The organism is Frankia sp. BMG5.23 (genome assembly GCF_000685765.2).
GTDB lineage: Bacteria > Actinomycetota > Actinomycetes > Frankiales > Frankiaceae > Frankia > Frankia casuarinae.
Map to the genome: position 1 here is coordinate 40,982 of NZ_JDWE01000029.1, position 20,419 is coordinate 61,400.

Sequence of the window (20,419 nt, forward strand, 5' to 3'; positions counted from 1 at the left end):
TGCAAGCACCTGCAGCCACAGAGATACGATTCAAGATCTTTGGACTGTGCCGGTCCGGTTCCGGGCCCGGCCGCGCATCGGGGGAGGGCCCATTGGACGATGAGCGCTGGACGCAGTGCACACCGTCCGAGTACGCCTGGGAGCGTGCGGCCCTGTCCTATCTCAAGGCGCAGCTACCAACCGGGGATCCCTACCGGGCTTGGGCGAACGCCGAGTTTCTCGGGTCCGACGGTTCCGTCAACGAGGTCGACCTGCTTCTCGTCCTGCCGGCGGGCATCGTCGTGCTGGAGATCAAGTCCTGGTCCGGTGTCCTCGTGGGAGACGCGGGCACCTGGCGTCAGAGCCACCGCGCCCCGGTCGACAACCCCGTCATCGGAGCAAACCGCAAGGCCCGCAAACTGAAGTCGCTGCTGGTTTCCCGGCCGGCGATGCGGGGCCGACGGGTGCCATGGGTGGAGGGCGCGGTATTCCTGAGCGACGCGCGGCTGGAGATCCGCCTTGTCCCAGAAGGCCGGGCGCACGTCTTCGGACGGCATGACCAGACCCAGCTGCCGAGTTTCCTGGACTTCGCGCGGCAGCCCGGCCGGGTGGACGGCGAGCTCAGTAATGCCCTGGCCCGGGCCGTCGACCAGGCCGGAATCCGCCCGTCCCAGCGGGCGCGGACCGTCGGCAGCCTTCGCCTGGAGCTGCCCGCCTTCCAGGAGGGCGTCGGCTGGCAGGACTTCCTCGCCCGCAACCAGCGGTTTCCCGACGACCGGCCGCGGCGGGTGCGGATCTATCTGGCCAGTGGTGTGGAGTCGGTGCACCAGCGTGACCAGCTCGTGCGGGCCGCCGAGCGGGAGTACCTCGCACTACGCGGCATCGACTATCCGGGGATCGCGGCGCCGATCGACTTCGTCGAGCACGATCTGGGCCCCGCGCTCGTCTTTCCCCACGATCCCGAGCTGATCCGGCTGGACCATTTCCTCCAAGAACACGAACGCGAGCTGTCCTTCGACGATCGGTTGGCACTGCTGCGCGTCCTTGCCGAGACCATGGCGTACGCCCACCGGCGGGTGCTGACGCACCGGGGCCTGAGCCCGCGATGCGTCTGGGTTCGGCGCCGGTCCGACCGCTTCGCCCTCCAGATCACGGACTGGCAGACGGCCTCCCGCGGCTCCGAATCGACGTCAGGGATACCGAGCACCACCGGCCCGGCCACGTCGACGGGGGGCTACGTCGAACTGGCCGACGACGCCGCCGCGGCCTACTTCGCACCCGAGTGGAGCTGGGGCACGGCGAAGGGGGTCACCCTCGACGTCTTCGGGGTCGGCGCCATCGCCTACCGGATCTTCACCGGGAAACCCCCCGCGGCCTCATCCGGGGAGCTCAGCCGACGTCTGTCCGAACACAACCGACTGTTACTCGCCGAACAGGTTGATGCCGTCTCCGAGGAGCTCAACGAGCTCGTCGCCCGGGCGACCGAGGCCGACCCGGAGCAACGCACCCGGGACATGGCCGCGTTCCTGCTCGATCTCGACCTGGTTCGGGAACGGCTGGCCGCCATCGCGGAGGAGGCACCGGTTGTCGTTGATCCCCTGGAGGCCGAGGCCGGCGCCGAACTGGAGGGCGGATTTTCGGTCCTCGGCCGGCTGGGCCGCGGCTCGACGGCGCTCGCTCTGCTCGTCGAGCGGGACGGCGGGCGCGCGGTTCTCAAGGTGTCGTTGGACCGAGACAGGGATCCGCGGTTGGTCGCCGAGGCCGAGACGCTGCGCACCCTCAGCGAGCATCCCGGTGTCGTGCAGCTGCTGAGCGACGGCGTGATCGACGTCGGCCCACGCCGGGCCCTGTTGATCACTTCAGCCGGGGAACGCACCCTCGCCCAGGAGCTACGCGAGCGAGGCCGACTACAACCGGAATGGCTCCAGGGGTGGGGCGACGACCTGCTGGAGATCGTCCAGCATCTACAGCGGGCCGGGCTGGCGCATCGCGACATCAAGCCGGACAACCTCGGCGTCGCCGAACGTGGCGGCAGGGGCAAGAAGCGGCAGCTCGTCCTGTTCGACTTCTCCCTGGCGAAGGAGCCGTTGGAGGCCATCGAAGCCGGCACCCGCCCGTACCTCGACCCGTTCCTCGGCCGCGGCGAGCGCCGCCGATGGGATCAGGCTGCCGAGCGATACGCCGCGGCGGTGACGCTCTACGAGATGGCGACCGCACGCCGGCCCGAGTACGGAACCCATGGCGGGCATCCGAGTTTCGTCGACGCCGACGTGGCGATCGAACCCGAGCTGTTCGACCGGTCGTACGCGACCGGTCTCACCGAGTTCTTCCGCCGAGCGCTGCACCGGGACGTCAGACAGCGCTTCGACACCGCGGAGGACATGCGCCGCGCCTGGAACGCGATCCTGGCCGAACCGGCCAGCGTGGTCCCGCAGCCGCCCTCCGCGCGCATCAGCCGGGACACGCCCATCGGCGCCGCCGGTCTGTCCCGCCCGGTGCTGTCGGTGTTCGAACGGCTGTCGATCGATACGGTGGGCGGCGCGCTCGACCTGTCGCCCGCCCAGGTCGTCTGGCTGCCCGGCATCGGTACGAAGACCCGCCAGCAGTTGCGTGCGGACCTGGACCGGCTGGCCGGCCAGGTCACCTCCTCCCCGGCCGAGCGGCCCACCGAGCCGACGCTCCTCGACCGCGTCGCCGCCGGGCTCATCCCCCGCGCGACCGACCGGGCCGTCGCCGAAGCCCTGCTCGGCCTCGGCGAGCAGGGCGGCAACGCATGGACGAGCGTGCGCGACGCGGCCAAGGCCCTTGACCGCGAGCAACGTACCGTCCGGCAGGCGGTAGCCAGGTTCGAGCGGCATTGGCTGGCCCTCGACGGGATGCGAGAGCTGCGGGACACCATCGTCAAGGTCGTCGAGTCGGTCGGTGGGGTCGCCTCCGCCCGGCACTGCGCGGCGGCCCTGCTCGACTTTCAGGGCAGCACGGTGGAGGAACCGCTGCGCTCCCGGCTCGCCGAGGCCGTCGTACGCGCGGCGATCGATGCCGAGCTGGCCGACGACTCCCCCCGCGACGACACCACTCACGACACCACCCACGACGCCTCCGGCGGTTCCGAGATGGGTGGCGATCCACGGCTGGTGTACAGCCGAGAGCCCAACGGCATCCTCGTCGCCGCCGGCCCCGCGCGCGCCGGGGACGGGCCCTCCACCGCCGATCGGTTGGACTGGGCCTCCCGGCTCGGCGGCGCGGCCGACGACCTCGCCGGCGCGGACCCGCTGCCGGCTCCGGCTCGGGTCATCGAGACGTTGCGCGCCGTCCGCGCCCCCGGCGACACCGACCCCTCCCTGATCTTCCCCGAACGGCTCCTCGACGTCGCCATGATCGCCTCCGAGAACGCCGCGGTGACGCCGCGCCTGGAGGTCTACCCGCGAGGCCTCGACGCGGGACGGGCGCTGCGGCTGGCCGCCGGGGCGCTGTACGGCCGCACGGAGCTGACCCCCGAGCAGGTGGCCGAGCGGATCATCGTGCGGTTCCCGCACGCGGGCGCGCTGCCCGGCCGTCCCGAGCTGGACGCCCTGCTCGACGCGGCCGGGGTGCCGCTGTGCTGGGACGACGAGAAAAAGCGGTACGTGACCCGCCGCATCGAGGTGACCGGGCTCACCTCCCTGGTCACCTCCCGTGGAACCAGGCCGCGCTGGAGCACCGGCGCGGGCGCCGCCTGGACGACAATGGGATGGCGCCGGGTCTCCGACGAGGTGCTGGCCGCGGATGACCGGCTCACCCGTTCGCTGGTGGACGGCGGCTGGCTGGTGCTGTCGGTGCCGCCGCGGCGACTCGCCCGGGCCGAACGCTGCCTGGCCGCGCAGGATGTCACCGTTGTCGACGCGGAACAAGCCCTGCTCGCGGGGATGCGGGAGTTCTGCGCCCAGCACCGGGTGCAGTGGTCGATCGTCCTGGCGGCCGACGCCGCCGACCGATCGTCGCGCGACTGGGCCAACCTCTCAAGGGTCGCGCAGGCCGGGCTCGCCGGTGTGCGGGCCTCGATCGAGGCCGCGGGGCCGGCGGTGCTGATCACGAATGCGGGGGTGGTCGCCCGGTACGATCCGGCGCTGGTGGTACTGGATGAGCTGCGCGCATCGGTGCGGATGGCGACCGAGACATCACCGGTGCGTACGGTGTGGCTGCTCGTACCCTGGGCCGACGTGGACAAACAACCGTTGTTGGATGGTGGCGCTCCCGTGCCCCAGTTCGGCAACCAGGGCCTGGCGCTGTCCGAGGAGTGGATTGTCCGGCACGAGTCTCGGCTCGCCGACGGCGCTGAGGGAGGAGCAGCGTGATCGAGGCGAGACGCCTGTTGGCCGATCTCCAGCGGCAGGTCCGCGGCCTGGAGGCGGACCTGCGCGCGCGGGCCCGGTCGGACCGGGACGTCGACGATCGGCTGCACAAGCGGTACCAGGAGGCGAAGACCGGCTGTCGCACCGGCGTCGGCTACGAGACGTGGCTCGACCAGCAGCTCACCCAGGTGGCGGTCGGTTGGGTGCTGGCCTGCGTGTTCACCCGATTCTGCGAGGACAACACGCTGCTGGGACGTCCGATGCTGGCCGGCCCGGTCCGCCCCGAGCAGGAGGCCGACGAGACAGGCGAGGCCAGGGAACGGGTCGACGGGGTGGCCGAGGCCCGGGAATGGCAGACTTTCTACTTCCAGGCGGAGGACCACAAGAATGACTCCGACCTGGACTACCTGCGGGCGGCGGTCGCCCGGCTGGAGGCGTACGACGCAACCCGGGATCTGGTCAACCGGCACAACCCGCTGCACCTGGTGGACATCTCACCGGACGCGGCGACCGGCCTGCTGGAGTTCTGGCGGCGGATCGACCCGGAAACCGGCGCTCTCGTCCACGACTTCTCCGATCCGGCGTCCTCCACCCGCTTCCTCGGCGATCTGTACCAGGATCTTTCCGAACAGGCGCGTAAGGACTACGCGCTGCTCCAGACCCCCGAGTTCGTCGAGGAGTTCATCCTCGGCCGGACCCTTGCCCCGGCGATCGACGAGTTCGGCCTCGCCGAGGTTCGGATGATCGACCCGGCCTGCGGCTCCGGGCACTTCCTGCTCGGCGCCTTCGACCTCCTGCTCGACCGGTGGCAGAAGCAGGAACATGGGATTGACGTCAAGGTCCACGTGGAGCGCGTACTCGGCCAGGTCCACGGTGTCGACATCAACCCGTTCGCGGCGGCGATCGCCCGGTTCCGCCTCGTCATCGCCGCACTGGCCGTCTGCGGGATCACCCGGCTCGTCGACGCCCCCGTCTGGCGCATCCGCATCGCCATCGGTGACTCCCTGCTGTGGGGCACCGAGGATCAGCAGGACGAACTCGACGGCGTCGCCACCCACGCCCTGACGGGTTCCACCGGTGAGGGTGAGTTCACCTACGAGTACGAGGACGCTCGCGAGCTGAAGGAGATCCTGGAAGCCCGCTACCACGCGGTTGTCGGCAACCCGCCGTACATCACGGTCAAGGACCGGGCCCCCAGCAACGCCTATCGGGTGCGCTGGAGCGCATGCCATCGCCAGTACGCGCTCAGCGTGCCGTTCGCGCAGCGGTTCTTCCGACTCGCGGTCAACGGCGGCTTCACCGGCCAGATCACCGCGAACTCCTTCATGAAGCGCGAGTTCGGCAAGAAACTCATCGAGGAGTTCTTCCCGAGCGTCGACCTCACCCTGCTCGTCGACACCAGCGGCGCCTACATCCCCGGCCACGGAACCCCGACCGTCCTCATCTTCGGCCGCCACCGCCGCCCCTCCCTGACCACGGTGCAGACTGTCCTTGGGATCCGGGGCGAGCCCAGCGCACCGGCCGACCCGGCCAAAGGCCTCGTGTGGACACGAATAGTAGAGAACTTCGCGAATGCTGACCACACGGATGCGTATATCAGCACCCTCGGAATCAAGCGGATAGATCTTGCGAGGCATCCCTGGTCACTCGCTGGCGGTGGAGCGGCTCAGTTGCAAGCTCAGATAGACACAACCAGCGCGCGTCTACATAATCTCGGAGTTGACATCGGACGCACCGTCCAGCTCGGCGAAGATGACGCTTGGATACTTGCCCATAGTTCTCCGGCGGTGACCAGGTTTCAGGACAACATGGTCCCCCATGTTTTCGGCGAGCTAGTACGTGACTACACGATCGAACAACCTCCCATTGCAATTAATCCGTATGCCGACATAACCAAAGGAATCCCCCTTTTAAAAGATCAGGAAGTTGTACAAAATCTCCTCTGGCCAAACCGAACAATCCTGTCTGCTCGCACAATATTCGGTAGAAGTCTTGCCGAAAACGATCGACCATGGTATGCATATTTAGAAATATATGCAAACCGACTGCACACCCCGCTGGCGATCGCCTTTCCGTTCGTCTCGACCCACAACCACTTCACACTCGACCGAGGCGGCAAGATATTCAATCGTACCGCAACCGTTCTCAAGCTGCCCGAGGGAGCCACGGAGGAGAAACATCTGCGGCTGGTCGGGGTGCTGAACTCGTCGGCGGCGTGCTTCTGGCTCAAGCAGGTGAGCCACGACAAAGGAATCCGTGGCCAGGGAGGAGGCTTCACCAGTGACGACTGGGAACACTTCTACGAGTTCACCGGGACCAAGCTGAAGGAGTTTCCGCTGCCGGACGGGGCGCCACTGGTGTTGGCGACGCGGCTGGACGGGTTGGCTCAGGAGCTCCAGCGGGTCGCGCCGGCCGCGGTGGCCAGGGTCGCTGTTCCGACCCGGGAGGCACTCGTGCACGCGCGGGCGGAGTGGGAGCGGATCCGGGCGGAGATGATCTCGGCGCAGGAGGAGCTGGACTGGGAGGTCTACGGTCTCTACGGGCTGCTCGGCGACGACGCGGACGGGTTGATCGGTTCGAGTGTGACGAAGCCGCCGCTGGCGCTTGGCGAACGGGCGTTCGAGATCGTGCTGGCGCGGCAGCACGATGCCGGCGAGACCGAGACGGAATGGTTCACCCGGCACCGCTCGACGCCGATCATCCAGCTGCCCGCGCACTGGCCGCAGGACTACCGGGCCCTCGTCGAGCGGCGGCTGGCGAAGATCGACGATGATCCGTACCTTCACCTCATCGAGCGGCCGGAATGCAAGCGGCGCTGGGCGAGCCGGCCGTGGGCGGAGATGGAGGCCGAGGCGTTGCGCGCCTGGCTGCTCGACCGGCTGGAGGCCCGCGAACTGTGGCACCGACCGGAACCGACCCCGCGCACCGTCGCCCAGCTCGCCGACGAGCTGCGGACCGACGCCGAGTTCACCGCCGTCGCCAGGCTCTACGCCCGCGACACCGCTCTTGGTGACGTGGTCGCCGATCTCGTGCGCGACGAGCATGTACCGTTCCTCGCCGCCTGGCGGTACACCGACATGGGGCTGCGGGTCCGGGCGCAGTGGGAACGCACCTGGGATCTCCAGCGGGAGCAGGATGCCGAGGACGAGCGGATCCGGGCCGAGGAGGAGCGGCGTAAGGAGTCCGACGAGCCGCTGCCACCGGCCCCACCGCGTAAAATCATCGACATCAAGGTGCCGCCGAAGTACAAACAGACCGACTTCCGCGAGACGTCCTACTGGCGCAGCCGCGGGAAGCTGGACGTGCCCAAGGAGCGGTTCATCTCGTACCCGGATGCTTCCCGGGACGGGACCCTGCTGCTGGGCTGGGCCGGCTGGGATCATCTCCAGCAGGCGCAGGCGCTGGCCACCTATATCGCCGATCGGCGCGAGGTCGACGCCTGGGACGCCGAGAAAACCAAGCCGTTGCTCGCCGGGCTGCTGGAACTCCTGCCGTGGGTCGCGCAATGGCATTCGGAACTGGACCCGGAGTTCGGTATTCGGCCCGCGGACGCCTACACCGGCTTCCTCGACGAGCAGGTGCGCCAGCTCGGGCTGACCCGTGACGATCTCACCGGCTGGCTCCCCGCGGCCAGGAAGACGAGAACCACGGTGAAGAAGCCGGCGAAGAAGCCGGCGAATAAGCCCGCCACGACTCCGGCGAAGGCGGCCCGGTCATGACCCTGATCTCGGAACTCCTCGACATCCCCGAGGCCGTGTACCCGGGGGACTTCGTCCTCGACCTGTCCCGCGGCGTGACCCAGATCGATCGCACCCTGCGCGAGTATGTCGTCACCCCCGAGCTGGCCATCCGGTTCGGGGAGGCGCTGGGTCTGATCAAGAGCGCGCTCACCGACGGCAGTAGCAAGGCCGCCTACCTCGACGGCTCGTTCGGGTCCGGCAAGAGCCACTTCATGGCTGTGCTCGGCGCGCTGGCGCGGAACCACCCCGGGGCCCGGGCGATCGGCGAGCTCGCCCCTGTCATCACCGCATTCGACGGTGACGTCATCGGCAAGCAGTTCCTCGTCGTGCCGTATCATCTCGTCGGCAAGACGTCGCTGGAGGAGGCGGTCCTCGGCGGCTACCTGGCGCACGTCCGCGCGCTGCACCCGGACGCGCCGCTGCCCGCCGTCCTCATCGACAAGCCGCTGCTCGACACCGCGGTGGCGTTGCGCGGCCAACTCGGCGACCAGGCGTTCTTCGGCCTGCTCGGCGGCGGCGACCGGAGCTCGGCTGCCGACCCGCGCTGGGGCACGTTGAACCACGGGGCCTGGGACGCCGACCGGTTCGAGCAGGCACTGACCGCCGCTCCCGCCGCGCAGGAGCGCCGCGACCTGGTCGGCACCCTGGAGAAGGCGCTGGTCGGGTTCGCCGAGCTCGCCCGGGGCGCCGCCACCGGCTACGTCAACATCGACGACGGCCTGGCCGCGATCAGCCAGCATGCCGCCGGCCTCGGCTACGACGGGCTGATCCTCTTCCTCGACGAGCTCATCCTGTGGTTCGCCACCAGGATGGCCGATCACGCCTGGGTGGCGAACGAGGCTCCCAAGGTCGCCAAGCTCGTCGAGGCGGCCAACGCCGACCGACCGGTGCCGATCATCAGTTTCGTCGCCCGCCAGCGGGACCTGCGCGAGCTCGTCGGCACCAACCTGCCCGGCACCGAACATCTTGCCTTCGCCGACAGTCTCAAGTGGTGGGAGGGTCGGTTCGGCTCGATCAAGCTCTCCGACAACAACCTGCCGCTCATCATGTCGAAGCGGGTCCTGCGGCCGCGCAGCGATGCCACCCGGGCACAGATCGACACCTCGTTCGCCGCGATGGACCGGGTCCGAGCGGACATCCGGGCCGCGCTGATGACCGCCCACGCCGACCGGGCCGCGTTCCGGCTGACCTATCCGTTCAGCCCGGCATTCGTCGAGACGCTCGTCGCGCTGTCCGGGTTCCTCCAGCGGGAGCGGACCGCGCTGCGGGTCATGCAGCAGCTACTCGTTGACCAGCGGGACACCCTGCAGCTCGGCCAGCTCGTCCCCGTCTCCGACCTGTTCGACGCGCTCATCACGGATGCGTCGCCGATCAGCGGCGAGCTCGGCGGACTGTGGCGCAACGCGCAGAAGGTCTACGGCGAGATCCGTCGGCTCATCCTGGAAAGCCACGGGCTGACCGAGGAAACCGTCACCGGGGTGGCCCCGAAACACGCCGTGCACATGGACGACCGGATCGCCAAGACCCTGGTGCTCGCCGCCCTGCTCCCCGAGGTCCCGTCGATGCGGGATCTCACCGCCCGCCGGATCGTGGCCCTCAACCACGGGTACATCCGGTCGATGGTGCCGGGTCAGGAGACGGGCGCGGTCACCCAGGTCGTCCGCAAATGGGCGGCCCGGCTCGGCGCGGTGCAGGTCAGCGGGGACGACGCAAGCCCGCTCCTGTCGGTGCGGCTCGAAGGCGTCGACATCGAGGGCATTCTGGAGAACGCCAAGGGGGCCGACTCGCCCGGCGACCGCCGGCTGACCGTGCGAACGCTGCTGTTCGACGCGCTCGGCGCCACGAAACCGGAGGGTATCGACCGCGCGACGATCGTCACCGCCACCTGGCGCGGCACCAAACGCAACGTCGAGCTCATCTACGGCTATCTTCGCGACCCCGGTGACGTGGGCGACAGCATGTTCACGCCCACCCACAACGGCTGGCGGCTCGCCCTCGACGTCCCCTTCGATCCGGACGACCACTCCCCGGCCGAGGCCCTCGACCGGGTCTCGCGGCTGCGGGACGCGCTCCCAGCGCGCACCCTCTGCTGGGTCCCGCGGCACTTCACCGCACACACCCAATGGAGCCTGGGCCGCTACCTGCGGCTGGAATACGCCGTCGGGCCGAGCTTCGACCAACTCGCCGGGCACCTGTCCGACAATGACCGGGCTATCGCCCACCAGCAGTTGACCGCGCAGCTCGACCAGCTGCGCAGCCAACTGACGAACGCGCTGCTGCAAGCCTATGGCCTCGTCACCCCGGACGAGACGGTCGTCGATCCCGCGCACGGCGGGATCGACATGTTCGTCAGCCTCGAACCGGGATTCACGCCCCGGGTCCCCGCCGGTGCCGCCCTGCGCCCCGCCTTCGAAAACCTGCTCGACCAGGCACTGAGCTGGGAGTTCCCGGCCCACCCCCACTTCGACGGCGAGGTGCGCCCGGGTGACCTGGCAAAAGTGCACGCCCAGGTGCGCCGGGCCATCGAACATCCCGAGCACCGGATCATGGTCGAATCCAGCGAGCGGCCCGTCATGCGGAAGGTGGCCAACCCGCTGGGGCTCGGCGAGCAGAGCGACCAGTACTTCGTCCTCGGCCACCACTGGGAACGGCACCTCGGCCGAAAGATCATCGAGGCCGAGGCGGCGGGCCGGCCGGTCACGGTCGGAGACCTGCGTGCCTGGCTGGACGAGCCGAAGCGGATGGGTCTGCCCCAGGAGATCGCGGACCTTGTTGTGCTGGTCTTCGCCGAGCAGACCAACCGCGGCATCCTCCACGGCCGGCCGCTCGACGTGAGCATCCCGCGCCCGCTGCCCGCGGACGCGCGCGTTGTCGCCGAGCCGCTACCCGATCGGGACACCTGGGAGGAGGCCCGCGGCCGGGCGCACGCCCTCTTCCTGATCACTGACATCACCGAACTGTGTACCGCGCGCAACGTCGCCTTGCTGGCCACTCGGGTACGATCAGCCGTCGCGGACCGGCTTCCGAAGGTTCGCGCGCTGCACGCGGCCCTCATCCGCCGAGGACCGACCGTGCTCCGGGACGGCACCGACCCGGCGACGGAACGAGTCCGGATCGCCCAGGGCGCGCTGCGTCTCTGTGCGGACCTGGCGACCATCACCGACAATCTGGCCCTGGTCGAGCGGCTCGCCGCCTTCGACCTCCCCGCGGTCCCGCTGCACACCGGTCGGAGCCTGACCACCGCCGCCGATCTCGACGCGGCCATCCGGGAGGTGGACTGGAACATCTTCACCACCGTGGCCGACTGGGGACCCGAGCATCCGCGGGGCGCGGAGGCAGCCGCGTTGGTGACCGAGCTCGCCGCGGTCTGGGCGGCCAACGAGTACGTCCAGCACCTCCAGCCGGCGCTCACCAAGGCGGACAGGAAGGCTCGCGGGTTGCTGCTGGAATGGAGCCGACGGGTCTCCCGCCCAGCGAGCAGAACCGGCACCATCAACCCGCCGGGCGTGGCCACACCGGGCGTGGCGACACCGGGCGGCGTGGCAACCAGCGGCGCCCGCGAGGTCGATCAGGACTCGGTTGCCGAGTTCACGTCCACGCTCGCGGCGCTCACCGCCCAGGGCTGGCGGATCAAAGTCACCTGGCAGGCCGTGCGGTGACCGTGGTAGCCGCGCCGGTCCTGGTCCGGGCGAAGGTGGCCGAGGTGCTCCGCCGAGACGAGAAGGCGCGCGTCGTCGCCCTGGCCGCGGCGCCGGTGTGGCCGCACGACGAACGCCTGGAACTGCCCGGTGGCCGCGGCGTAGTGGTCCGGCCATGCGTGTCCACCCTCGCGATCCGCGACGAGCTGCAACAGGTCGACGATCTCCCTGCCGGGGAGGTACTCGTCCTGCTCACCGAGTACGAAACCGGCGAGCTGGGGACGAGCATCACTGCCCGGCTCGCCGGTCAGAAGATCCTGCCGCTTGATCGCTGGCAGCAGCTCACCAGCCTGTTTCGGGCACACGGCATCGATCCGGCCCTCGTCGACGAGCAGTGGGCGGTGAACGCGCTGCTCGCCACCCCCCCGCCGGACGGGTATCCCGCCGCGCGCAACGGCTACCTGGACCGGGCCACGGCATTGGCCACACTCGCCGAGACCCAGGCCGGGCTCACCCCGCTCGACCTCGACCTCGCGGGCCTGCTGCGATGGAGCCTCGACGCCGAACACCTCGCGCGGTGGCGCGCGTTGGACCCGGCGGTGCGTACCGGCATGAGCGGATGGCTTGCCGGCCGCGGCGGTCGAGGCGACGTGGTGGCCGCCGTTCTCCGGTGCTTCGCCGGGCCCTACGGTCCCGACGCCGTCGCCGTCGGACTGGTGCTCGCGGCTCTCAGCCATCCCGAGGTCCGGGACACGGCGCAGGTGCCGCGCACCATGCTGGAGACGCGGGTGGTCGACGGCGCTCTCGCCCCGTCCGTCGCCGCGGAATGGGGACGCGCGGCTGAAGGGCTGGTTCAGCGGCTGCTCGGCCAGGAGGGGCGGGCCGTGGCTGGCGGAATCCTGCGACGCGCCGAGGAGATCCTGGCCGGGCAGGGCGCCGCTGAGCTGTCTTATCCCAGCGCCGTCCTCGAATCCGGTCTCACCCAGCGCCTGCGGCACATTGGCTCGCAGGTCGCCGCGGTGCTGCGCAAGCGGCGGCTACGCGCCGAGGATCTGGGGCCGGTCGAACATGAGGTGGCGCGGCTGAACGCGCACGCGCTGGCCGCCGACCATGCCGAGCGGGTGAGTCGCGCCGAGATGGCCGTTCGGCTGCTGCGCTGGCTGGCCCAGGAGGCCGCGTCCGCCCGACCACCGGCGCCGAGCCTTGCCGAGGCGTCCCGTCGGCAGCAGGACCAGGACGCATGGGTCGACCTGGCCCGGGCGCGGGTGTGGGAGGGCGACGTCGATCAGGTGGTCGCCGCGGCCTACCGGACACTGTGCACGACGGTCGACGCCCGTCGCCGCGAACACGAACGGCGGTTCGCGAATCTGCTCGCCGACCACACCCGCACCGGGTCGACGCTGGGCGAGCTGCTGCCGGTGGAGGACGTGCTCGACCAGATCGTGGTGCCGCTGGCCGGCCGATGCCGGCTGCTGCTGCTCGTACTGGACGGGATGTCCACCGGGGTGGCGCGGGAGCTGCTCGCCGACCTGTCGACCCGGGGCTGGGTAGAACACACCCTCACCCCGGCCCGACCGGTGCTGGCCACCCTGCCGTCGGTCACCCGGACCTCGCGGACGAGCCTGCTGTGCGGGCGGCTCGTGGACGGCACGCAAAGCCAGGAGAAGGCATCCTTCGCCGAGCGGGGCTGGCCGCTGTTCCACAAGGGCGACCTCGCCGCGGCCGGTGCCGGCGAGGTGCTTGAGCCGCGCGTCGCGGACGCGATCAGGGGCGACGCCCCCGTGGTCGGCATCGTTGTGAACACCGTCGACGACACCCTGGACAAGGGTGGGCGCACCCCCTGGACCGCCGGCTCGGTCGATCGGCTGCTCGACCTGCTGGCCACCGCGGACGGATCGGGCCGGGCCGTCCTGCTGGTCAGCGACCACGGCCACGTCCATGAACGCGGCTCCCGGCTGGTTTCCGACGACAGCGGCGGCGCGCGGTGGCGATCCTCGGCGCGCCCGCCCGACGAGGACGAGGTCACGCTCATCGGCCCGCGGGTGCTGCTGGGCGGCGGCCGGATCGTCGCCGCCTGGAACGAACGGCTACGTTATACGGCCCTGCGCAACGGCTACCACGGCGGCGCCAGTGCCCAGGAGATCGTGATCCCGTTGGCGCTGCTGCGTCGGGTCGACCTCGACCTGCCCGGTTGGACTCCCTTGCACCATGCCGCGCCTCCCTGGTGGGTGGAGCCGATGGCCACGGGCACCACGCCGGCCACGGGCACCACGCCGGCCACGGGCACCACGCGGGCCGGACGTGCCGGCTCGGCCGCACAGCCGGACCTCGGTCTGTTCGACGAGTCCGAGGTGACGCCGCAACCGTGGGTGGATCGCGTGCTCGATACCGAGGTGATGCGGGCTCGGCTCGCCCGGATGCGTCGCGGGGCCATGCCCGCGGACCGGCTCGGGCTGCTCCTGCGGGCGCTCGACGCCCGTGGCGGCGCCGCCACGCGGGCCACGGTCGCCCGCGCGCTCGACGTGCCGGACGCGCGGATCGCCAGCCACCTCGCCGCGGCGCAGCGGGTGCTGAACATCGACGGCTACGAGGTGCTGCGGATCGATGGTGACACCGTGCGGCTGAACGCCGCGTTGCTGGCGACGCAGGCCGGTCTGACGTGACCATCTCCGAACAACGCCGACGGGAGGTGATCGACGCGCTTCGGCGCGGAACCGTGCCGCGGCAGGGCCTGGATGTGCTCGCGGTCGGTCTTGACCGCTTCACCACGGCGATCGAGGAGGATCTCGACCGGCTCGCCGGCGGACAGGCGACGTTCCGGGCGATCCGCGGCGATTACGGCGCGGGAAAGACGTTCTTCACCCGCTGGCTCGCCGAGCGGGCCAAGGCCCGGGGGTTCGCCACCGCCGAGATCGCGATCTCCGAGAACGAGACCCCGCTGCACCGGCTCGAAACGGTCTACCGCCGGCTCGCCGAACGGCTCGCGACCGCCGAATTCGCGCCGAGCGCGCTGCGTCCCATCGTCGATTCCTGGTTCTTCGCGCTGGAGGAGGACGTTCTCGCCGGCGGCGAGGTCGTCGAGAATGAGCTGGCGCGCCGGGTCGACGAGTTGCTGGAACAGCGGCTGGCCGCCGTCGGGCGGGTCGCGCCGTCCTTCTCAGCCGCCCTACGGGCGTACCGGCGGGCGACCGCGGCCGGCGAAACCGCGGCCGCGGAGGGACTGATCGCTTGGCTGGGCGGGCAACCGCACGTGGCGGCGGCGGTGAAACGGGCCGGCGGTGTCCGGGGCGACCTCGATCACGACGGAGCGCTCGGCTTCCTGCAGGGGCTGCTCGCGGTGCTCACCGACAGCGGCCATGCCGGTCTCGTGGTCGTCCTCGACGAGGTCGAGACGCTGCAGCGGGTCCGGGGCGACATGCGTGACAAGGCGCTCAACGCGCTGCGCCAGCTCATCGACGACGTGGACGCTGGGCGATTCCCCGGGCTGATGCTCGTCATCACCGGCACTCCCGCGTTCTTCGACGGACCGCAGGGAGCGCAACGGCTCGCCCCGCTCGCGCAGCGGCTCCACGTCGACTTCCTCCCGGATCAAGCTTTCGATAACCCTCGGGCGGTGCAGCTGCGACTGCCCGGGTTCAACCGGGATTCCCTGCTGGAGCTCGGCGGCCGGATCCGGGAGCTGTACAGCTCCGGCCATGGTGATCCGGAGCGGTTCGCCACGGCAGTGGACGAAGGCTACCTGGCCGAGTTCGCGCAGGCCGTGGTCGGGCAGTTCGGCGGGCGAGTAGGCGTCGCGCCCCGCATCTTCGTGAAGAAACTCGTCGATGTGCTCGACCGCGTCGACCAGCATCCCGCCTTCGATCCCCGGCGTGCGTACGTCCCGCGGCTGTCCGCCACCGAGCTCACCGACACCGAACGTGCGGCGATGCCCAGCCCGCCACAACCGCCCCCGGCGGCATCGGTCGACGACATCGACCTACCGCTGTGATCTCCCGGACGTCCGGGGCCCCGGGGGCTTCCGGGGCTTCCGGGGCCTCGGGGGCTTCCGGGGCCTCGGGGACTTCCGGGGCTTCCGGGGCCTCGGGGACTTCCGGGGCTTCCGGGGCCTCGGGCTTCGCCGCCCTCGACCCGGCCGTCCAGTATCACGTCGTCAACAGTCTGCGGTGGCCTGCCCTGCGCCCGTTGCAGGAGGCGGCGATACGTCCGGTCCTCGACGGGCATGACGTGCTGCTGCTGGCACCGACCGCCGGTGGGAAAACCGAGGCGGTGGCGCTGCCCCTGCTGTCCCGGATGGCCGGGGAGAAATGGCGCGGGCTGTCGGTGCTGTATGTGTGTCCGCTGCGGGCGTTGCTGAACAACCTCGAACCGCGGCTGGCCGCGATGTGCGAATGGCTCGGCCGGCGGGCCGCCGTCTGGCATGGAGATGTCGCCGACTCGGTACGCGGGCGGCTGGCCGTGGATCCGCCGGATCTTCTGTTGACCACCCCGGAGTCGATCGAGGCGATGCTCGTCTCCGCGCGCGTCGATCATCGATGGCTCTTCGCCGGCCTGCGGACGGTTGTCGTCGACGAGGTCCACGCCTTCGCCGGTGACGACCGCGGTTGGCATCTGCTGGGGGTGTTGGCCCGGTTACGCGGGCTCGCCAACCGGCCGGTACAGCGGATTGGTTTGTCCGCAACTGTCGGGAACCCGGACGTACTGCTCGACTGGCTCGCGGACGGATCCGCCCGGCCGCGCGCGGTCGTCCGGCCGAGTGACGTGACGGCCACCACGGACGTGACGGCCACCACGGACGCGACAGCCACCACGGAGGTCGGGATCGACTACGTGGGCTCCCTGCGTAACGCCGCCCTCGTGGTCGCCCGCCTTCATCAGGGGATGAAGAGGCTGGTCTTCTGCGATTCCCGCAGCCAGGTCGAGGAGTTGACGGTTGCGCTGCGTGACCTCGGGGTACGGACGTATGTATCCCACTCGTCCCTGTCACGGGATGACCGGCGGCAGGCCGAGGCCGCCTTCGCGACATCCACCAACTGCGTCATCGTCGCCACTTCCACCTTGGAGCTGGGGATCGACGTCGGTGACCTGGACCGCGTCATCCAGATCGGCGCCCCCGCCACGGTGATCTCCTTCCTGCAACGCCTCGGGCGGACCGGGCGGCGCCCCGGGACCCGACGCAACACGCTGTTCCTGGCAACGTCGCAGAACTCTCTGTGGCTCGCGGCGGCTATCACGCTGCTGTGGCAACGCGGATACGTCGAGCCGGTCGTCCCGCCCGTGCTTCCCCGTCACATCGTCGCCCAGCAGATCCTCGGACTGGCCCTGCAGGAAGGCCGCCTCGTCGACCGCGACGTCTGGCAGTGGCTCGGCGGGCTTGCCCGGACTCCGGGCGCGGTCGACGTACTGGCGCATCTGGCCCGCTCCGGGTTTGTCGTGCACACCGACGGGCTGGTATCGATCGGCCCGCGGGCGGAGAAGGAATACGGGCGACGCTACTTCCTCGACCTCACGTCAACCTTCGCCGGCGAATCGATGGTGCAGGTCTGGTGGGGACGTAGCCTGCTCGGCCAGCTGCCACCGATCGCGCTCGCGGCTCGACCGGAGCACGGACCGCGGGTGGTTCTTCTCGGCGGTCGTGCCTGGAAGGTGAATCATGTCGACTGGCGGAGAAGACGAGTCCAGGTCGAACCGAGCCGCTACCCAGGCCGGTCCCGGTGGAACGGCGGGGCCCGGGTCATGTCCTATCCGCTCGCCCAGGCTCACCTCGACGTCCTCGCCGGGCAAACGGCCGGCATCGAGATATCCCGGCGGGCCGCCGACGCGTTGGACAAGCTCCGCGCGCAGCATTCCTTTGTCAGTGTCAGTGTCAGTGTCAGTGACGAGCCGGGCGAACGCACCTACCTCACCCGCGACCCCGAGAAGCGGCCGATCTGGTGGACATTTGCCGGGTTCGCGGCCAATTCGGCCCTCGCCTCGGGGCTCGGCGAGCTGGTTGACGCTGACGCGCCGGTCGGCGATCTCAGGCTGCGGCTTCGCCCGCACGTCAACTCCGCCGCGCTACGGACAATGCTCGATGTTCGACGTGACGACCTCGTTGACGCTCTTCCGGCCATCGATGTCGAGGCTGCCGATGGGCTCAAGTTCTCCGCGGCGATTCCCCTCGAACTCGCGATCGAGACGCTAGCCGCACGCCTCACCGATCCATCCGCCGTCCACGCGACGCTGAAGGCAATCATCCGGGAGGAGACTGCGCCTCCGCCTGGGGGATGGTAGCCGTGAACGGATTGATCGCGGCGGCGATGACGTCGGCCGACATCCAAGCCGGACGCCGACGCCGGGCTGGAGCGCATCGAGGAAGTGACCCGCCGCTTGCCCCACCGCTGCTTTCGCCTTCGACCAGTTCGGGCCGTTGCCGTAAGGTCAACGTTCGGGCGTGGCCAAGATCTTGAACAACATGGTGTTGGCGGTGGTGAGCGTCTGGGCGTCGACCCGGCGCAGGCATTCACCCAGGGCGGCCTTGGCCACGAACGTGACCAGGCCCATCACGGCCCACTGCCCCTCCCCCAGGTCGACGCAGAACCCCTCGTCGGTGGCGTGCTCCACGACCAGGGCGACCAGCACGGTCGGCTCGTCGGCGATCTCGTTGTAGACCGTGGAGCTGAGGATCAGCACCGCCTGCGGCGCCGGCCCGATGCCCGCGGTCCAGATCTCACCGCGCCGCGGTGGCCTCACCCGGCGGCGTCGGCGAGATTGGGCAGCCCCGACACCGCGAGAGCCCGCTGGTTGGCCTCCCCGAAGGCGAGGGCCGCGCCGGCCACCGCCGGGTCGGCCCGCACCCAGGCCCCGTGCGCGGCGCAGCGCCGACGCATGTCCTCGGCGTCAAGCACGCCCTCGACCCAGGCGTTCATCGAGGTGTGCTCGGCCTCGGCGTACCGCTTGACCGCCTCGTAGGCCTCGTCCGAGAGCCGGAGCGTGATCGTGCGCGACATGCGCAACATGCTAGCAAGATCTGACAGCGGTATCCGCCGCAGCGTGGAACGCATGGTCGCACCATCCGGCCACCAAAATCGACAGATTATATGCCTATTTATGTGATTCCGTTGCTCTAGCCGGCGGGTCATCTGCCTGGGCGGGACGCGGGCCGTGGAATGTCCGTGGCCCCGACGACGCTGGACTGCGCAGGCATTGTCCTGCCTACCGTGAAGGAGGGTTCACCATGAGCGCCACGCCGTCCTCCCCTGGGTCGTCCACCCCACCGGCCGCGGTCCCACCGGCCGCCACCCTTTCTACCGCGGGCCCGTCTTCCGCCACACCCTCCTCCGCGGGCCCGCGCCCACAGCCCCGGATCGACATTCGCCGGGCGGACGACAGAGCGGCGACGCGCGTCGGCTGGCTCGACTCCCACCACTCCTTCTCGTTCGGCCATCACTACGATCCGTCAAATACCCACCACGGTCTGCTGCTGGTGAACAACGACGACACGGTCGCTGCCGGGACCGGGTTCGAGACCCATCCGCACCGGGACATGGAGATCGTCACCTGGGTCCTGCGCGGATCGCTCGTGCACCAGGACTCCACCGGCCACTCCGGCGTCATCTACCCGGGACTCGCGCAGCGGATGAGCGCCGGTCGCGGGATCCTGCACTCGGAGAAGAACGACTCCTGGCGTCTCGACGGCGGCGGGGAGCCGCATGACGAGCCGGTGCATTTCGTCCAGATGTGGGTCGCGCCGGACCGTCGGGGCATCGACCCCGGCTACGAGCAGCTGGAGATCGACGACGAGCTGCTACGCGGCGGCCTGGTACCGGTAGCGTCCGGGATGGCCAGGCACCGCGGGCAGAGCGCGATCACGATCAGAAACCGGTTCGCGGCCCTGTGCGCCGCCCGGCTCAGCCCTGGTCGGGACGTCACGCTTCCCGAGGCTCCCTACCTGCACCTGTTCGTGACGCAGGGCGAGGTGACGCTGGAGGGGACGGGTGTGCTGCGCGCCGGGGACGCGGTCCGGTTCACCGCAACCGGCGGTCAGCGGGTCAGCGCCTCGGCTCCCGCTGAGATCCTGGTCTGGGAAATGCATAAAGCGATCGAGGATTTTTTGGGATAGCAAACTTATTGCTGGTGAGGGCGTGTCTCCGCTGGTGGGAGGGCATTTTCGCATCCTTTCAAGACGTGCGATCAGCGGCGGTGACCGGCGGCGGTCTGTGTCTGAGACGTGCCCGAAGGATCATGCGCTGTCGGCCGACAGGGCAGCCGCGATACGGGCCCGGCAAATCTCCTCGTCCCCGTCGATGCACTGGGCGTAGATCGTCAGCAGCATCTGAACCGTGTGGCCCGCCCACTGAGCGACCCGCGTCGGCGGGACACCCGCCGCCAGCCAGCCGGACAGGCAGGCGTGACGCAGCGAGTAGGTAGTCTGAGCAACCATCAATGACCTCCGGAGGGGACTGTCGCCTTCAGGCGACAGGGGAATCCGGCACGGACCGCAACGGTTATACCGGCCACGCTGGTATAACCAACGGCATGTCCCGGACGGTGCAGGTCGGCGCGGGTGGCGCCTATGACCTCGGTTACCACGTCGTGTGGTGCCCGAAGTACCGCCGTGCTGTCCTCGTCGGTCCGGTCCGAGACCGGCTTGACGGGCTGATCCGCGAGAAGTGCGCCGAGCATGACTGGCTGATCGTCGCGCTGGAGATCGAGCCCGACCACGTGCACCTGTTCGTGAAAGCTCATCCGAAGC

Annotated in this window: 11 protein-coding genes; 8 read left to right on the forward strand and 3 right to left on the reverse strand. The window is 69.9% G+C overall.

Annotated elements, in window-relative coordinates; genetic code table 11:
* The first annotated feature begins 92 nt into the window (after positions 1-92).
* Genes pglW through BMG523DRAFT_RS25940 form a run of 6 tightly spaced genes read left to right on the forward strand, consistent with a single transcriptional unit; the run spans position 93 to position 17,958 of the window.
* Complete coding sequence (gene pglW / locus BMG523DRAFT_RS14120) at positions 93-4,313, forward strand: BREX system serine/threonine kinase PglW (RefSeq protein WP_023841474.1); 4,221 nt, start codon at positions 93-95, stop codon at positions 4,311-4,313.
* On the forward strand, positions 4,310-8,029 hold the full coding sequence (gene pglX, locus BMG523DRAFT_RS14125) for a BREX-2 system adenine-specific DNA-methyltransferase PglX (protein WP_051623882.1): 3,720 nt from the start codon (positions 4,310-4,312) through the stop codon (positions 8,027-8,029). The genes pglW and pglX overlap by 4 nt, the downstream gene beginning before the upstream one ends.
* Positions 8,026-11,709, forward strand: coding sequence for a hypothetical protein (locus tag BMG523DRAFT_RS25335; protein WP_011437340.1), 3,684 nt, complete (start codon positions 8,026-8,028; stop codon positions 11,707-11,709). Before pglX ends, BMG523DRAFT_RS25335 begins: the two co-directional genes overlap by 4 nt.
* Positions 11,706-14,351 carry a BREX-2 system phosphatase PglZ gene (pglZ, locus tag BMG523DRAFT_RS14135; RefSeq protein WP_043591368.1) on the forward strand — a complete coding sequence of 882 codons (2,646 nt, stop codon included), beginning with the start codon at positions 11,706-11,708 and terminating at the stop codon, positions 14,349-14,351. The genes BMG523DRAFT_RS25335 and pglZ overlap by 4 nt, the downstream gene beginning before the upstream one ends.
* Entirely contained in the window at positions 14,348-15,676 is a 1,329-nt protein-coding gene (brxD, locus tag BMG523DRAFT_RS14140) for a BREX system ATP-binding protein BrxD (RefSeq protein WP_011437342.1), read from the forward strand. The genes pglZ and brxD overlap by 4 nt, the downstream gene beginning before the upstream one ends.
* On the forward strand, positions 15,673-17,958 hold the full coding sequence (locus BMG523DRAFT_RS25940) for a DEAD/DEAH box helicase (protein ID WP_235463149.1): 2,286 nt from the start codon (positions 15,673-15,675) through the stop codon (positions 17,956-17,958). Before brxD ends, BMG523DRAFT_RS25940 begins: the two co-directional genes overlap by 4 nt.
* A 147-nt stretch (positions 17,959-18,105) precedes the next feature.
* On the opposite strand, the gene BMG523DRAFT_RS14150 is transcribed toward BMG523DRAFT_RS25940, so the two are convergent.
* Both BMG523DRAFT_RS14150 and BMG523DRAFT_RS14155 read right to left on the reverse strand, forming a co-directional pair.
* The gene (locus BMG523DRAFT_RS14150) at positions 18,106-18,417 is read right to left on the reverse strand and encodes a MazF family transcriptional regulator (protein ID WP_011437344.1); all 312 of its coding nucleotides are present in this window, start codon (positions 18,415-18,417) and stop codon (positions 18,106-18,108) included.
* Positions 18,414-18,674 carry a toxin-antitoxin system HicB family antitoxin gene (locus tag BMG523DRAFT_RS14155; protein ID WP_035911300.1) on the reverse strand — a complete coding sequence of 87 codons (261 nt, stop codon included), beginning with the start codon at positions 18,672-18,674 and terminating at the stop codon, positions 18,414-18,416. Before BMG523DRAFT_RS14155 ends, BMG523DRAFT_RS14150 begins: the two co-directional genes overlap by 4 nt.
* Before the next feature lie 227 nt (positions 18,675-18,901).
* Between BMG523DRAFT_RS14155 and BMG523DRAFT_RS14160 the strand changes: the two genes are divergently transcribed.
* The gene (locus tag BMG523DRAFT_RS14160) at positions 18,902-19,786 is read left to right on the forward strand and encodes a pirin-like bicupin family protein (protein ID WP_011437346.1); all 885 of its coding nucleotides are present in this window, start codon (positions 18,902-18,904) and stop codon (positions 19,784-19,786) included.
* A 120-nt stretch (positions 19,787-19,906) separates the two neighbouring features.
* On the opposite strand, the gene BMG523DRAFT_RS14165 is transcribed toward BMG523DRAFT_RS14160, so the two are convergent.
* A complete protein-coding gene (locus BMG523DRAFT_RS14165) occupies positions 19,907-20,107 on the reverse strand; it encodes an integrase (protein ID WP_011437347.1) in 201 nt (66 codons plus the stop codon).
* A 95-nt stretch (positions 20,108-20,202) separates the two neighbouring features.
* Between BMG523DRAFT_RS14165 and tnpA the strand changes: the two genes are divergently transcribed.
* A partial coding sequence (tnpA, locus tag BMG523DRAFT_RS14170; protein WP_043591377.1) for an IS200/IS605 family transposase occupies positions 20,203-20,419 on the forward strand: 217 nt, incomplete at its 3' end.